The following is a 15,015-nucleotide window of genomic DNA, read 5'->3' as shown; positions in this document are numbered from 1 at the left end:
CGCACAGGTCAGTTCACGCAGGCAGGGCCGTCGCCGCCGGCAGTGATCGGCGGGCGGTTGTTGCCGACACGTTCGCTGGCGGGACGGTTGTCCGCCTGCGATCCGGTATCGGAGATCGATCCCGGTCCGGTGTAGGTGTTGGTGAGCACAGCCTTGAGCTGATGCTCGTCGAGCTTGTCGTCGACGACGATACGCGCGCCGCCTAGATCCCTGGCCAAGGCCCGCGCCCCGTCGTTCTCGTCATGTGCGATCACCAGCGAATCTCGGGTGTCGGCCGGTTCGGAGTTGATCTGGCCCTGTTTGAAACCCTTGTTGGTCAAGATGTTCGCGACATTGCCCGCCAGCCCGTCGATGGTGCCGGCATTGCTCACGTCGACCGTGTACTCGGCACGCTGGTTCTTGGCGCTCTTGTTGTCGAGTAGGTCGGCGGTGAACTTCGCGACCGCACGCGGGTCCACTTGCACGACACTCTGCTGGCCGTCCTCGCTCCAGCCCTGGTCGGTCACCACCGGGATGGTCGCGAACTTGACCTTGCCTCCGCTGAGATCCTTGAACTGTTGCGCGAAGGACAGCACATCCCAGTTGTCGTCGATGACGACCGTGCGGGACACCGCATTCTGCAGATCGTCGAGTTTGCTCGGACTGGTCAGCGTGCCTGCGGACAAGATCTTCTGGGTGAGCGACGCCATAAATGCCTGCTGCCGGGTGATCCGATCGAGATCGCCGCGCGGCAGCCCGTGGCGTTGCCGCACGAAGCTCAGAGCGCGCGGACCGTTGAGCGTCTGTCGGCCGCCGCGGAATCGTGCGCCGGTGAACGGATCCCGAGCCGGGGCTTTCAGGCAAACGTCGACGCCGCCGACCGCCTTGGTGAGCAGCACGAAGCCGAGCAGCCCGACCTCGGCGTAGTGGTCGACGTGCACCCCGGTCAGGTTGGCGACCGTGTCGATGAGTGCCTTCCGGCCGGCGCGCGTGCCGTCCTCCTCCGCCTTTCGTTCGGAGGTGCCTGCCTCGACTTCCCGGGCCCGGACCCCTTCGCGGGTCGCGCCGTACGCGGCATTGATCTTCGACTTGCCGATGCCCGGTACGTCGACATAAGAGTCGCGGGGAATCGAGATGGCGGTCGCCGACGACCCGTCCTCCGGGATACGGATGAGCAAGATGGTGTCGGTGTTGGTGGCGATCTCGTTGCCCGAGCGCAACATCTTGAGTTCGTCGGCCGACAGCGGATTGCCCTTGGCATCGGTCCGCGAATCGGTTCCGACGAGCAGGATGTCGACGGCGCCGTCCTTGGCGCCACCGAGTCCGAGGCCGCTGGCCTGGGTGATGTCGTTCTGCAGGCTGGTCATCGTGTTCCAGGCGTACCCGGTGCACACCAGTACCGCCGCCGAAACGAGGGCGATGATGCCGCGACCCCAGTGCGAGCCACCGAACCGGCGCGGATCGGGGTGTGCGGCACCGCGGCGGGTGCCGCGGTCGGTGGGCGGCGGGGTGTCGATGACGTCGGCGGCCGCGGCGGATTCGGCGGGACGCGTCTGTCGGCGTGGCCGGGCGGGTTTGTCCGGGCGGACCGTTTCGGCGGTGCGGGCGGATGCCGGTCGTACCCGGCGCGACTTCGGCGCACCGGCGGCATGTTTGGCCGATCGGGTGTGGATCTCACCGGAGGATCGGTCGCCGTGTTCGTGGTGCAGGTCGGGTCCGTCGGGTACGGCGGCGCGGCGCGGCCGCCGGGGTGGGCCGCCGTCCGCGGGGATGCGGCGCGGCCGACGCTCGGCCGGCGTCTCGCCGGTCGGCCGTCGGCGCGGACGGTCGTCGGTTGCCGGACGCGGCCGACGGGGGCGCTGGGGCTCCCCGCGGTACACGTCCTCACGGCTCATGTCGGGGCGATGCTGGTCTGGGCGGGACCTGTCTGGGTGGTACTTGTCTTCTGGCTTTCGCCGGGGTGCGTCTTCGGGCCTGCGTCGAGGTGGATCGTCCGAATTGCGCCGGGTTCCCGCGCTGGGGCCCGCCGGGCGACGACGACGAGGATCTCCGGACGCGTCACCGCGCGCACGCGGACGTCCTCGGGCATCGTCGGATGGATAGTCCACGAGCTGGCGAGACCTTTCGACTCGGATCACCCGGCAACCGGTGGCGGCCCTGATGTCGCGGTGACATCTGGGCCTATGAGTAATTGCCGGTAGTGAAGTGATTGGCGTTTCTGATGTTGTTGTTCTGACGCCAGGCTACTGAAGTGATTCGCCAATTCGAGAACGCAACGCCGTACGGCACCATGGTCGTCATGCAGAACACGTCGGCATCAACTGGGAGCGTCTACTTGATCGGGGCGGCGGGTCAACTCGGCCGCGCACTCATCGCACGCATCCCCGACACGCGGGAACCGGCGCGGGTACGCCCCTTGACCTCCGCCGACATCGACATCACCGACGCCACGTCGGTTGCCGTGGCGCTGGCCGGTCTGACCGCGGACGATGTGGTGATCAACACAGCCGCCTACACCGACGTCGACGCCGCGGAGACCGATCGCGCCGCGGCATACCGCGTCAACGCCGACGGGCCTGCGCATCTGGCCCGTGCGACCGCGGCCGTCGGCGCCTGGCTGATCCACATCTCGACCGACTACGTCTTCAGTGGCAGCGCCCTGGGCGGGACATCGGAGCGCCCGGACGAGGAACCCGAACCGCGGACCACACCCTATGAACCGGACGAATCGGGTGCGGTTGTCCCCGCGACCGTCTACGGCGCGAGCAAACTGGCCGGTGAGCGGGCCGCGCTCGCCGCCGACGGGCGAACGACCGTCGTCCGGACCGCCTGGGTGTACACCGGGGGACCCGACAGTCGGGACTTCGTCGGGACGATGCGTCGTCTGGAGCAGACTCGGGAGACCGTATCGGTCGTCGACGATCAGCTCGGTTCACCGACGTATGCCCTCGACCTGGCCGACGGGCTGTGGGAACTCGTCTCGATCGGGCCGGTCCGCGGTATCGCCGGGGCGACCCTGCATGCGACGAACGGCGGCCGGGCGACCTGGTGCGACGTGGCGCGCGCGGTGTTCATCGAGGTCGGCGCCGACGCCGATCGCGTCCATCCGTGCACCACCGCCGAATTCCCCCGGCCCGCGCCCCGGCCCGCATTCTCGGTGCTGTCCGGGGCTTCCTGGGCCGATGCCGGACTGACACCGCTGCCGGAGTGGTCGGCGGCCCTACACCGGGCTATCGCCGCGCCGGTCGCCGCCGACGGTTCGTTACCCTAACCCGGTGACTGATCGCGCCGACTCCTCTGCCGCACCCGCCTTCGCTGTGGTGACGGTGACCTATTTCTCCGGCGACTATCTCGGAACCTTCCTGCGCAGCCTGGCCGAGGCCACCACCGCGCGTCCGCAGGTGATCATCGCCGACAACGGATCCACCGATGGTGCCCCGGAGGCCGCCGAACGTGACAACGACCACGTCACGCTGCTGCGGACGGGGGGCAACATCGGCTACGGCGGTGCCATCAACCGGGCGGTTGCCGAGATCGATCCGGCGATCGAGTTCATCGTGATCGCGAATCCCGACATCGAGTGGCTGCCCGGCTCCCTCGACGAACTGCTCGCCGCCGCCGACCGATGGCCGCGGGCGGGTGCGCTCGGGCCGCTGATCCGCGAACCCGACGGTTCGGTGTATCCCTCGGCACGACGCGTACCCGACCTCGTGTCGGGTACCGGGCACGCCGTTCTCGGCACGGTGTGGCCGTCGAACCCATGGACCGCCGCCTACCGTGGCGACGAGGAGGACCCCAGCGCCGAACGTGCCGCAGGCTGGTTGTCTGGATCGTGTCTGCTGGTGCGCCGCAAGGCTTTCGATGCCATCGACGGATTCGACTCGCGCTACTTCATGTATATGGAGGACGTCGACCTGGGGGACCGGCTGGGCCGCGCGGGATGGCTCAACGTGTTCATCCCGGCCGCCGAGGTCATCCACACCAAGGGCCACACCGCCGGACGCAACCCGGAGAAGATGCTGCCGGCACACCATCGCAGTGCCTACCGTTTCCAGGCCGACCGCAACCCGGGACTGCTGCGTGCCCCACTTCGCCTGGCCCTGCGGGCCGGGCTGGCGGTCCGCTCGAAGCTTGCGGTGCGCTCGGCCAAGCGGGCCTTGGCGCGCGAAGCGCACTGAGTGGTGGTGAAGTTGTGGCCTGGCGAGAAGACGAAGGGAACAGACAAGTGGTTGATCACACCGTGGGGGGTCCGGTGATCGAGGGAGCCGGTGACGACGGCTACGGCGACTCGGTGCAGGCGGTCGTACTGGTCGGGGGCAAGGGCACACGGCTGCGGCCGCTGACGCTGTCGGCGCCCAAACCGATGCTGCCGACCGCAGGCCTGCCGTTCCTGACGCATCTGCTCTCCCGAATTCAGGCCGCAGGCATCCGCGACGTGGTGCTCAGCACGTCGTTCAAGGCGAATGTCTTCAGCGAGTACTACGGTGACGGCTCCAAGTTGGGGCTGCGGCTGCGCTACGTCACCGAGGAGACGCCGCTGGGCACCGGCGGTGGCATACGTAACGTGCTCGACGAACTCACCGCCGACACCATCGTGGTGTTCAACGGCGACGTACTCGGCGGCACCGATGTACGCGACGTCATCGAAGGTCATCGGGTCGCCCAGGCCGACGTCACCCTGCATCTCGTCCGGGTCGGCGATCCGCGCGCGTTCGGTTGCGTGCCCACCGACGGGAACGGCCGGGTGACGGCCTTCCTGGAGAAGACCCAGGACCCACCGACCGACCAGATCAACGCCGGTACATATGTGTTCCGCCGCGAGATCATCGAGTCGATTCCGGCGGGGGTGCCGGTGTCGGTGGAGCGTGAGGTGTTCCCGCGGCTGCTGCTGGAGGGTAAGCACGTCCACGGCCACGTCGACCATGCCTACTGGCGGGACATGGGCACACCCGAGGATTTCGTGCGCGGCTCGGCCGACCTGGTGCGGGGTATCGCGCCGTCACCCGCGCTCGGTGACCGGCACGGCGAATCGCTGGTCCACGAGGGCGCCGGGGTGGGCCCCGGCGCGGTGCTGATCGGTGGCACGGTCGTCGGACGCGGCGCCGAAATCGGTCCGCGGGTCCGGCTCGACGGTGCGGTGATCTTCGACGGCGCGGTCATCGAGGCAGGTGCCGTGGTGGAACGCAGCATCGTCGGATTCGGCGCCCGGGTGGGCCCGCGCGCGCTCGTCCGCGACACGGTCATCGGCGACGGCGCCGACATCGGTGCGCGCTGCGAACTTCTGCGCGGTGCGCGGGTCTGGCCGGGGATTCAGATCCCCGACAACGGGATCCGGTTCTCCACCGACGTCTGAGCGGTTCCGCCGGAGTTCAGCGTGCCTTGGCTGCGGCGAGGACACCTTCGCCGAGCGGGATGACGACGGGGAGCAGGCGATCGTCGTCGGCGATGAGCAGCGCGGCGTCGCGGGCGGCGGTGGTGATCGGGTCGGTCCGCTCCGGATCGCCGACCGCGCCGTTGGCGGTCGCGTTGTGAACGACCACGATGCCGCCCGGCCGCAGCATCCGGATGGCTTCGCCGACGAAGCGGGGTAGGTCGATCCGCGGGCCGTCGACGAAGACGAGGTCGTAGGACTCGTCGGTCAGTCGGGGGAGGACCTCGGCGGGTGCCCCGTTGATGAGCCGGGTCCGGCCGGGCGGGATGTCGGCGGCCGCGAAGGAGGCACGTGCGGCACGGTGGTGTTCGGGTTCGGGGTCGATGGTGGTGAGCACACCGTCGGTGGCCATGCCGCCGAGTAGCCACAGGCCGCTGACGCCGGTGCCGGTCCCGATCTCGACGACGGCACGTGCGTCGGTGGCGCGGGCGAGCAGGGCGAGCAGCGCACCCACCGCCGGGCTGACCGCCTCGGCGCCGAGTTCGGTGGCGCGCGCCCGGGCGGCGATCAGGGCGTCATCTTCGACGATCGCCGATTCCGCGTAGGCGATCAGGGCGGCAGGAGTTGACTCGGTCACGCGGATGAGGTTAGTCGGAGGGTTCGCGGATCGGACACCCGGCGCGCCCGACCAGCGCAGATCGGTTCGTCGACGACGATGTCGGGCAGCCGTCCCACTTCCTCAGCGAAACCTCAGGTCTCTCACACTGCGACCACACCGCGATAGGAAAGGCTTATCCGCAACACCGCGATAGATGTCGACCACACAGCGGGTATGCCGGGTCCGGAATATCCGCTGGCGGATTCGACGTTCACCTCGACGAGTGTTCGTCTTCGGCCGACGTGGCCGTGGACCAAACAGTGATCACGAGCTAGCAGTGATTCGAGAAGGGATACGCCACCCACGATGACCGCCCCCCTGGAGTCCACCGACACCGTCCTGCACGGGACTGCCGGATTCGACGCCACCGGCGACGAGCTCCTGATGCCGAGTTGGGACGAACTGGTGCGTGAACACGCCGACCGCGTCTACCGGCTCGCCTATCGGCTGTCGGGTAATCAGCACGATGCCGAAGATCTCACCCAGGAGACCTTCATCCGTGTCTTCCGCTCGTTGTCGAACTACCGGCCGGGCACCTTCGAAGGCTGGCTGCATCGCATCACGACCAACCTCTTCCTCGACATGGTGCGGCGACGCAACAAGATCCGGATGGAAGCGCTGCCCGAGGACTATGACCGGGTGCCCGCCGAGACGCCGGACCCGCAGGAGATCCTCGACGCCGCGAACCTCGACTCCGATCTCCAGTACGCGCTCGACGCGCTGCCGCCGGACTTCCGTGCCGCCGTCGTCCTCTGTGACGTCGAAGGCCTGTCCTACGAAGAGATCGCGACCACCCTCGGGGTGAAGCTCGGCACCGTTCGCAGCCGTATCCACCGTGGTCGGCAGGCGATTCGGGAGAGTCTGGCCGCGGCCGGACATACCAGTAGCCGATCGGTCGCCGTCGGCCGCTGACCGGTCGGCATCTGCGCGCGACCGGGAACCCGGGCACCGCGTCGATCGTTGTGTCGTTCGGATAGTCTGAAAAGTCGCGCGGGTCGCTTGCCTGTCGCCGATCATCGCTGGTCGGACCGTCAAGCCTCGTTCCCGCCGCGCATGTTCGGCGTCTGATGACGGCGATATGCGCAAACGGTGAGTAGCGTGGCATGAGCGGATGTGGACGCCGGAGCGGCGGATGCGACGGGGACGTCGTGGAAAGGGGTTGGCGACGATGATGGACGGCCCGATGATGGACGGCCCGCAGATGGACCCTCCGATCAGTGGCCAACGTCGACGACCAGTCCGCGGACGGGGACCGACGGATCCCGTACCCGCACCGGACCTGCGTCGCCGCCGGTCGGCATGGAATCCGGCCAGTTGGTCGCCCGCGCCGTCGTCGATCGAGCCGAACCGTGGCTACCGTCCGGCAGGCACCCCCGGCGGACGTGCCTTCGCCTCCACCGAACATCTGGCCCCCGAGGCCGTCGCCGCCTTCGTCGACGGCGAACTCGGCATGACCGCGCACGGGCGGGCCGCCCACCATCTGGCACTGTGCCCCGAATGCGCAGGCGCGGTCGAGGAGCAGGCTGCCGCGCGCGCCCGGCTGCGTGACTCCGCGCAGGTCGCGATCCCGGCGTCGCTGCTGAGCCAGCTCGCCCAGATCCCGACCAGGGAGATCGACCTGACCGCTGCACAGGCCACCACCGATCGTCTCGACGGTGCCCGATTCCCGGAACTGCCGCCGAACCCGTTCCCGACGGTGACCCGTGGCCGGATGACCCGCCGATGGGGCCGCTGACACCGTGAGCAACGAAGGTACCGAGAACATCGACACCGACAACCGCACCGACGTCCGCCCCACCTCCGACGGATGGTCGGCGTCGACCGCCGATCGATCGCAGGTGCCGGCCCGCGAGCCGCTGCCCGCACCACGGCATGCGCCGGTTTCCCGGGAGACCGCGCAGGTCTTCGGGCGCCCCGACGGGGTGCAGGGGTCCTTCGCCGACGGCGCGGTGCCCACCGGACGCACCCAGCCCACCGTCGCCGCGCCGGACCCGGTGCTCGCCGAGGCCTTCGGCCGTCCGGCCGACAGCGACGAGTCGCTTCAACGTGACCCGCTGGCCACCTACGGGCAGCCGGACGAACCCGATGAACCCGCCGATCCCTGGCGTGACCCGGAAAGTCCCGCGCAGTTGACGCGGCCCGCGGTCGGGACGCCCACGGCCGCGGCGCCGACCGTGGCCGGAGCCAAACTCGGTGTCCGCGACGTCTTGTTCGGCAAGCGCATCACCTGGGTCGCGCTGGTGACCCTGACGGTCATCGCGCTGCTGATCGGGATGATCGGGGCCCTGATCGGGCGACTGACCGTCGGGCCGTCGGAGTCCGCGCTACACAGCGACACGGTGTCCCTGTCGACCGGCGACGCCCAGGGCGGTGAGCCGCGATCATCGGTCGCCCGGGTCGCGCAGGCGGTCGAACGGTCCGTCGTCGTGATCGACGTACGCACGGCCAGTTCGGGCGGCACCGGGTCCGGATTCGTCATCGATCCGCAGGGCTACATCCTGACCAACAATCACGTCATCTCGATGGCGGCCAACGACAAGCAGGCGAAGCTCGAAGTGGTCTTCTCCGACCGCACCCGCGTTCCCGCACGGATCGTCGGGCGTGACATCAAGACCGACCTCGCGGTGGTCAAGGTTGATGACGTGGAAAACCTGGTGGTGGCGAAACTCGGCAATTCCGATGACCTCCAGATCGGCGAGGAAGTCGTCGCCTTCGGCGCTCCGCTGGGCCTGAACCGTACGGTGACCAGCGGCATCGTGAGCGCCCTGAACCGGGCGATCGCGTTACCGCCGGACGCCGACACCGATACCGACGCCGTCATCGACGCCATCCAGACCGACGCCGCGATCAACCCGGGTAACTCCGGTGGTCCGCTGGTCAACGACCGTGCCGAGGTGGTCGGTATCAACACCGCGATTCGCAGCGGTGGCGGTGGATCCATCGGCCTCGGTTTCGCGATCCCGATCAACCAGGCGAAATCGATCGCCGAGTCGCTGATCAAGTCCGGTACGGTCAAACATCCCGCGATCGGTGTGAATGCCAGCTCGGTGCGCAACGAACGTGTGCTGGGGGCGCTCATCCGCAACGTCGTGGCCGGTGGTTCGGCCGCCCGTGCTGGTATTCGGGAGAACGATGTGATCGTGTCCTTCAATGGCCGGCCGGTGGAGAGCGCCGACGAGTTGAACGTCGCGGTCCGGACGGCGACAATCGGTAAGGAAACACCGTTCAAATATTGGCGTGATGGCCGGACTTTCGACGGCACCATCACCCCGGTCAGTGACTGAGGCCAACCATGTTCAGCAGTATCGGATGGGGCGAGATCGCCGTCCTGGTGGTCGTCGCGCTCGTCGTCCTCGGGCCGGAGCGACTGCCCGGTGCGGTGACATGGACGATGAAGTCGATCCGCCAGGTCCGCGATTACGCGACCGGTGCCACCGGGCAGCTCAAAGAGGATCTCGGTTCCGATTTCGACGACCTCCGCAAACCGCTGTCGCAGCTCAACGAACTCCGCGGGATGACTCCGCGCTCGATCGTGACCAAGCATCTGCTCGACGGTGACGATTCGGTGTTCCGGATGGCCGAGGGCGTCGGCGACGACCTCAAATCGTTGGATCCGACGAAACTGACGCAGACTCCCGAGATCAAACCGGTGTCGGCGCCGATGCCGACTCCCGAGGTGCCCTCATCCCCGGCGTCGGAGGTCGGTCGGTCGACGCGTGAGCCCGGAAATCGACGGCCCGCGGTGGGGGACTGGGACGCGACCTGATCTTCCGGCCGCACGGGTCGTCGGGTCCCCGACGCCGTAGTGCTCGCCGATCAGTTGTGCCGGGTGGTGTCGATGCCCAGGCTCATGCCCGCCAGACCACGCTTGCGGACCGCGAGCTTGTCGGCGATGGCGCGCAATGCCGAACCCGACGCCGAGTCCGGTGCCGACAAGACCACCGGCACGCCGGCGTCGCCGCCCTCACGCAGTGACTGTTCGAGCGGGACCTGTCCCAGCAGTTCGACATTCGCGCCGACCGCACGGGTGAGCCGTTCGGCCACCTTGGCGCCGCCGCCGGAACCGAAGGGTTCCATCCGGCTGCCGTCCGGCAGTTCGAGCCAGGACATGTTCTCCACCACGCCGAGGATCTTCTGCCGTGTCTGGAGTGCGATCGCGCCCGCCCGCTCCGCCACCTCGGCGGCCGCCTGCTGCGGGGTGGTGACCACCAGGATCTCGGCGCCGGGGATGAGCTGCGCGATGGAGATCGCGACGTCACCGGTGCCGGGCGGAAGGTCGAGCAGCAGGACGTCGAGATCGCCCCAGTAGACGTCGGCGAGGAACTGCTGCAGCGCACGATGCAGCATCGGGCCACGCCAGGTGACCGGGGTGTTGCCGTCGGTGAACTGGCCGATCGAGATGAACTTCACCCCGTGGTTGATCGGCGGCATGATCATCTTCTCGACCTGGGTCGGCTTGGCGTCGCTGCCGAGCATCCGCGGTACCGAGTGGCCGTAGATGTCGGCGTCGAGCACGCCGACACTGAGCCCGCGGGCCGCGAGCGCGGTGGCGAGGTTCACCGTGACGCTCGACTTGCCGACACCGCCCTTGCCGGAGGCGACGGCGTAGACACGGGTCAGGGAACCGGGTTGGGCGAACGGGATGACCGGTTCGGCCTTGTCGCCGCGCAGCTTCTTGCGGAGTTCGGTGCGCTGTTCGTCGTTCATCACGTCGAGTTCGACGCGCACGGTACCCACGCCGGGCACATCGGCGACGGCTTGTTCGACACGGCCCGAGATCTCGGTGCGCATCGGACAGCCCGAGGTGGTCAGATAGACCGCGACGTCGACGCTGGCGTCGTCGTTGATCGCGATGGATTTGACCATGCCGAGATCGGTGATGGGCTTGCCGATCTCGGGGTCACGTACCTTGCTCAGCGCAGCACGGACCGTGGGCTCGGTGGGGGCGACTCCGGTTGTCATCATCGCCAGCTTACCGTCGCGGTACCGAGGTCCCGTCGTCGGCGGGCGTTGTACGCCGCACTGCACCGTTCGGGGTGAGGGCCCCGGGCTTCTTCGCCGATGGCTTCGCCGTCGCGGGTCCGGTCGGTTTGGCAGGCTTGGTCGTCCGCGGCGCGGGCTGGCCGGGCAACGGCAGCGGCGGAATCGTCGTCGGGATACAGATGATCACACACGGCGGCGGGGCGGGCGTGACCTTCTTCGGCTTCGACGACGGTGCACTCGACGACGAGGACCGATCGCTGGGCCGTGACGGCTTGGACGACTTGGACGAACTGCTCTTGGCCACCGGTCGCCGGGACTCGGGGATCGGGTTGGTCGGCATGACGCCGGTCGCGTAGGCGGCCGCCCAACTGAGCACGTTGGCGACGTAATCCATCGAGTGGTTGTAGCGCAGCACCGCGGCGACCTTGTTGCGGTCGTTCATGATGTCGGAGACCCCGGCGCACAGATAACGCCCGGCCGAATAGGTTGCGTCGAAGACGTTGTTCGGATCGGCCTTACCGTCGCCGTTGGCGTCGGTGCCCCAGCTCGCCCAGGTACTCGGGATGAACTGCATCGGGCCCATCGCACGGTCGTGCGCGGCGTCGCCGTCGATCCGGCCGCCGTCGGTGTCGCGGATGACGGCGTTACCGGCGAGCGAACCGTCGAGGACCGGGCCCGCGATCGGGTTGATCGTGGTGCCGTACTGATCGACCGATCCGTTGCTGGCATGGCCCGATTCGATCCGGCCGATCCCGGCCAGCAAGAACCACGGAAGTTTGCACTGCGGTGATTCGGCACCAACCCGGTTGGCGGCCAGCTTGTAGGCCTGGAGAACGACACCGGGAATGCCGAGCGGACCGGACGGCAGATCGCCGGCCACCCGGAACTGCGGCAGGACCGGGGCTGCGACATTCGTCGGCGGTGGTGGCGCGAAGCCGACGAGCGACGCGGGTTCGGCGGCGACCACCTCGGCCAGCACGACCGGGTGCGCGGGATCGGCGGTCGACGCCGACTGCAGCCCGTCGCCATGCGCACTCGAGGTGGCGGTCCCCAGGACCAGCGCCCCGACCAGAACGCTGCCGAGTCCGACCCCGACGGTGCGGGTGTGCAGGTGAAGACGCCGCGGGCCCTGCGACCTGCGGAAGAGACGCGGACTCATCGGCACGACTCCCGGGACGTCATCGTCTCCGCTACGCGCACATCAGTCACCGTCACACCTCTTGTTGCTGTCTTGCTCACCGCTGTCTTGCTCACCACTGTGTTGCTCACCGCTGTGTTGCTCACCACGTAGGACCCCGCCCCTGTAACCATTCGGTCGTGTGACCCACACCATACAGAGACCCGGAAACCGGAGATGCACGAACCCGACAATTCTTTGCTGACGGCATATGGCGGTGTGGTGGCCCGGGGTGTGCCGGGCGCGACGGTGGTAGAGGTCAGTCCCGACGCCGACGATTCGTGTCGGGTGCGCTGTCGGAGTCGGCGTCGGACGGCTCGCGCAGCCGGTCGACGAGTTCGTCGAGCAGGTCGTCGAGCTCTTTGCGGAGATAGTCGCGGCTGACCGTGTCGCCGACCGCGAGCCGCACCGCGGCCAGTTCGCGCGCCAGGAACTCGGTGTCGGACTTGGTCTGCGCGGCCCGGCTGCGGTCCTCTTCGAGGGCGACCCGGTCGCGGTTCTCCTGCCGGTTCTGCGCGAGCAGGATGAGCGGTGCGGCGTAGGCGGCCTGGGTGGAGAACGCCAGGTTGAGCAGGATGAACGGATACGGATCCCAGCGGATGGTCACCGCGACCAGATTCAGCAGGATCCACACCACCACGACGACGGTTTGGATCGCGAGGTAGCGGCCGGTGCCGAGGAACCGTGCTACCCGCTCACCGTAGACACCGACGACGTCGGAATCGAGATTGAAGGAGAACCGCCGGCGGGGACTGGGGGTGTCGAGGCGGCGTCCGCGTGGCTCGCTCATCGGCCACCCGCTCGCCGGTCTCCGGTGCCGGTGTTACCCCCGACAGGCGATTCGCCGACACCGGGTTCGCCGGGTTCGCTCTCCCGCCAGTCGCGCGGCAGGATCTCGTCGAGCAGGTCGTCGACGCTGACCGCGCCGAGGAGGTGGCGTTCGTCATCGACGACCGGTCCGCAGACCAGGTTGTAGGTGGCGAAGTAGCGGGTCACGGTTTCCAAGGAGTCGTCGGGGCGCAGGTGCGCCAGGTCGGTGTCGAGGATGCCGCCGACGATATTCGCGGGCGGTTCGCGGAGCAGGGCCTGTATGTGGACGCAGCCCAGGTACTTTCCGGTCGGCGTGGCGGTCGGCGGTCGGACCACGAAGACGATGCTGGCCGCGGCCGGCGTCAGATCGGGATCGCGTACGCGGGCGAGGGCCTCGGCGATCGTGGTGGAGGCGGTGACGATGATCGGTTCCGAGGTCATCAGACCACCCGCGGTGTCGGGGGAGTGCAGCAGCAGCCGACGCACCGGGGCGGAATCCTCGGGATCCATCTTCTCCAGCAGCGCCTCGGCTTCGATATCGGGCAACTCGCCGAGCAGGTCGGCGGCGTCGTCGGGATCCATCGCCTCCAGGACGTCGGCCGCGCGTTCGGTGTCCAACTGGGCGAGCACGTCGGTCTGGTCGTCGGGCGGAAGTTCCTGCAGGACGTCTGCGAGCCGTTCGTCGTCGAGGGCCGCGGCGATCTCGTCGCGCCGTTTGGGTGGCAGTTCACGAAGGGCGTTGGCGACGTCGGCCGCGCGCATACCCTCGAATTGCAGGAGCACCTGCGCGACGCCCTGACCGGGTAGGTTCAGCGCGCTGTGTGTCAGGCCGTGGACGTGCGACCACTCGACGACGTGGGTGTCGCCGCGGCGGCGTAGGCCGCGACGGTGACCGCGGATCGCGACGCGGGCGACCATCCAGTCGCGTGTTCGGGTTTGTTCGATGCCGAGATCGACGATGGTGACGTCGATGTCGGCGAAGTCGGGTAGGTCGGGATCGTCGATGCGGACCTGGGTGTCGAGAACCTGCCCGATGGCCAGCGCCTCGCCGGGCCGCAGGTGCAGCCGACGCAGGCTGACGGTTCCGGTGTTGAGGGTCACCGCATTCGGCTCGATGGCGGTGACGCGCAGCATCGGCACAAAAATCCTTCGGCGGGTGGTCAATTCGACGGCCAGTCCGAGGACGCGCGGCTGTTGGCCGGAGAGCCGGACGCCGATGACGACGTCGCGTACCCGGCCGATGGATTCACCATCGGGACCAAGGACGGCCAATCCGACTAATCTGGCCACGAACACCTTGCTCACCGACATGGGAGTAAGGGTAGTGGCAAGGGTGTTGTCGATGATGTCACCACGGCGTGTGGGTGACGTCACCGGCATCCCGGCCGGCCCGGCGGCCGGTTGCCGATCGGTGATCGCCGACGCCGGGGGCGAGAAGGATCAGAGGTGTGCTGATGACGAATCCCATGGGTGGCGGCGGTCGCCGCGGCGCCGGGTTACCCACTCCGCCGCAGGGCTGGCCGGTCGGCTCCTACCGCACATACGCCGAGGCGCAGCGTGCCGTGGAGCATTTGGCCAAACAGGATTTCACCGTGCAGGACGTGACCATCGTCGGGGTTGATCTGATGCAGGTCGAGCGAGTCATCGGGCGTCTGACATGGGGCAAGGTCATCGGGACCGGCATCGTGTCGGGGGCGTGGCTGGGTCTGTTCTTCGGTCTGCTGGTGTCGCTGGTGGTCAGCGGGTCACCGGTGGCGCCGCTGGTGATGGGCATCATCGGCGGTGTGATCTTCGGTCTGGTGACGGCGGTCGTGCCGTATGCGGCCACACGTGGGCAGCGTGATTTCGCGTCGACGATGCAGCTGGTGGCGGGGCGCTACGACGTGCTGTGCGACCCGAAGAGCGCGACCCAGGCTCGTGACATGCTTGCCCGCCTGGCTGTCTGAACCACCCGGTACGGCCGGGCGTGTCGCCAGCGCACCCGGGGAAATACGGGATTGTGGCACGCCCATGCCGAATGTGTTGCCAGTCACGAAT

The 15,015-nt window shown here is 68.3% G+C and carries 15 protein-coding genes; 8 read left to right on the top strand and 7 right to left on the bottom strand.

The genetic code is table 11. The features are described 5' to 3' along the window. Positions 1 to 8: 8 nt before the first annotated feature. Both QSJ18_RS10050 and QSJ18_RS10045 read right to left on the bottom strand, forming a co-directional pair. Complete coding sequence (locus QSJ18_RS10050) at positions 9 to 1,874, bottom strand: LCP family protein (protein ID WP_286326250.1); 1,866 nt, start codon at positions 1,872 to 1,874, stop codon at positions 9 to 11. After that, on the bottom strand, positions 1,871 to 2,068 hold the full coding sequence (locus QSJ18_RS10045; protein ID WP_286326249.1) for a hypothetical protein: 198 nt from the start codon (positions 2,066 to 2,068) through the stop codon (positions 1,871 to 1,873). Before QSJ18_RS10045 ends, QSJ18_RS10050 begins: the two co-directional genes overlap by 4 nt. Positions 2,069 to 2,269: 201 nt before the next feature. On the opposite strand from QSJ18_RS10045, the gene rfbD reads away from it, so the two are divergent. The 3 genes from rfbD to manB all read left to right on the top strand — a co-directional run bounded on the left by rfbD (position 2,270) and on the right by manB (position 5,332). Next, positions 2,270 to 3,250, top strand: coding sequence for a dTDP-4-dehydrorhamnose reductase (gene rfbD, locus QSJ18_RS10040; RefSeq protein WP_462476043.1), 981 nt, complete (start codon positions 2,270 to 2,272; stop codon positions 3,248 to 3,250). A 4-nt stretch (positions 3,251 to 3,254) separates the two neighbouring features. Beyond that, entirely contained in the window at positions 3,255 to 4,157 is a 903-nt protein-coding gene (locus tag QSJ18_RS10035; protein WP_286326248.1) for a glycosyltransferase family 2 protein, read from the top strand. Between the two features lie 62 nt (positions 4,158 to 4,219). Then, positions 4,220 to 5,332, top strand: coding sequence for a mannose-1-phosphate guanylyltransferase (gene manB / locus QSJ18_RS10030; protein ID WP_286326369.1), 1,113 nt, complete (start codon positions 4,220 to 4,222; stop codon positions 5,330 to 5,332). 16 nt (positions 5,333 to 5,348) lie between these two features. Here the strand turns inward: manB and QSJ18_RS10025 are convergent, their stop codons facing one another. Further along, a complete protein-coding gene (locus QSJ18_RS10025) occupies positions 5,349 to 5,987 on the bottom strand; it encodes an O-methyltransferase (RefSeq protein WP_286326247.1) in 639 nt (212 codons plus the stop codon). Positions 5,988 to 6,314: 327 nt separating this feature from the next. Between QSJ18_RS10025 and sigE the strand changes: the two genes are divergently transcribed. The 4 genes from sigE (at position 6,315) to tatB (ending at position 9,774) form a co-directional block, all read left to right on the top strand. Next, positions 6,315 to 6,920 carry an RNA polymerase sigma factor SigE gene (gene sigE, locus QSJ18_RS10020; RefSeq protein WP_286326246.1) on the top strand — a complete coding sequence of 202 codons (606 nt, stop codon included), beginning with the start codon at positions 6,315 to 6,317 and terminating at the stop codon, positions 6,918 to 6,920. A gap of 289 nt (positions 6,921 to 7,209) precedes the next feature. Next, entirely contained in the window at positions 7,210 to 7,743 is a 534-nt protein-coding gene (locus QSJ18_RS10015) for a hypothetical protein (RefSeq protein ID WP_286326368.1), read from the top strand. A gap of 4 nt (positions 7,744 to 7,747) precedes the next feature. Beyond that, complete coding sequence (locus QSJ18_RS10010) at positions 7,748 to 9,292, top strand: S1C family serine protease (protein WP_462476041.1); 1,545 nt, start codon at positions 7,748 to 7,750, stop codon at positions 9,290 to 9,292. A gap of 8 nt (positions 9,293 to 9,300) precedes the next feature. Continuing rightward, the gene (gene tatB / locus QSJ18_RS10005) at positions 9,301 to 9,774 is read left to right on the top strand and encodes a Sec-independent protein translocase protein TatB (RefSeq protein ID WP_286326245.1); all 474 of its coding nucleotides are present in this window, start codon (positions 9,301 to 9,303) and stop codon (positions 9,772 to 9,774) included. A gap of 50 nt (positions 9,775 to 9,824) precedes the next feature. On the opposite strand, the gene QSJ18_RS10000 is transcribed toward tatB, so the two are convergent. The 4 genes from QSJ18_RS10000 to QSJ18_RS09985 form a co-directional block, all read right to left on the bottom strand. Beyond that, complete coding sequence (locus tag QSJ18_RS10000; protein WP_286326244.1) at positions 9,825 to 10,970, bottom strand: Mrp/NBP35 family ATP-binding protein; 1,146 nt, start codon at positions 10,968 to 10,970, stop codon at positions 9,825 to 9,827. Positions 10,971 to 10,980: 10 nt separating this feature from the next. After that, positions 10,981 to 12,150: a lytic transglycosylase domain-containing protein gene (locus QSJ18_RS09995; protein ID WP_286326243.1), complete on the bottom strand. Its 1,170-nt coding sequence runs from the start codon at positions 12,148 to 12,150 to the stop codon at positions 10,981 to 10,983. 277 nt (positions 12,151 to 12,427) lie between these two features. Further along, the gene (locus QSJ18_RS09990; protein ID WP_286326241.1) at positions 12,428 to 12,958 is read right to left on the bottom strand and encodes a DUF1003 domain-containing protein; all 531 of its coding nucleotides are present in this window, start codon (positions 12,956 to 12,958) and stop codon (positions 12,428 to 12,430) included. Then, a complete protein-coding gene (locus QSJ18_RS09985; RefSeq protein ID WP_286326240.1) occupies positions 12,955 to 14,289 on the bottom strand; it encodes a magnesium transporter MgtE N-terminal domain-containing protein in 1,335 nt (444 codons plus the stop codon). Before QSJ18_RS09985 ends, QSJ18_RS09990 begins: the two co-directional genes overlap by 4 nt. A 143-nt stretch (positions 14,290 to 14,432) precedes the next feature. Here QSJ18_RS09985 and QSJ18_RS09980 point away from each other — a divergent pair, with 143 nt between their 5' ends. After that, positions 14,433 to 14,924 carry a YflT domain-containing protein gene (locus QSJ18_RS09980; RefSeq protein WP_286326239.1) on the top strand — a complete coding sequence of 164 codons (492 nt, stop codon included), beginning with the start codon at positions 14,433 to 14,435 and terminating at the stop codon, positions 14,922 to 14,924. Positions 14,925 to 15,015: the final 91 nt, after the last annotated feature.

Origin of the sequence: Gordonia heveisoli (assembly GCF_030315745.1) — a bacterium.
In the GTDB taxonomy this organism is placed as follows: Bacteria; Actinomycetota; Actinomycetes; order Mycobacteriales; family Mycobacteriaceae; genus Gordonia.
Note: the sequence above shows the minus strand (reverse complement) of the source record. Positions and strands in the feature narration are given on the sequence as shown.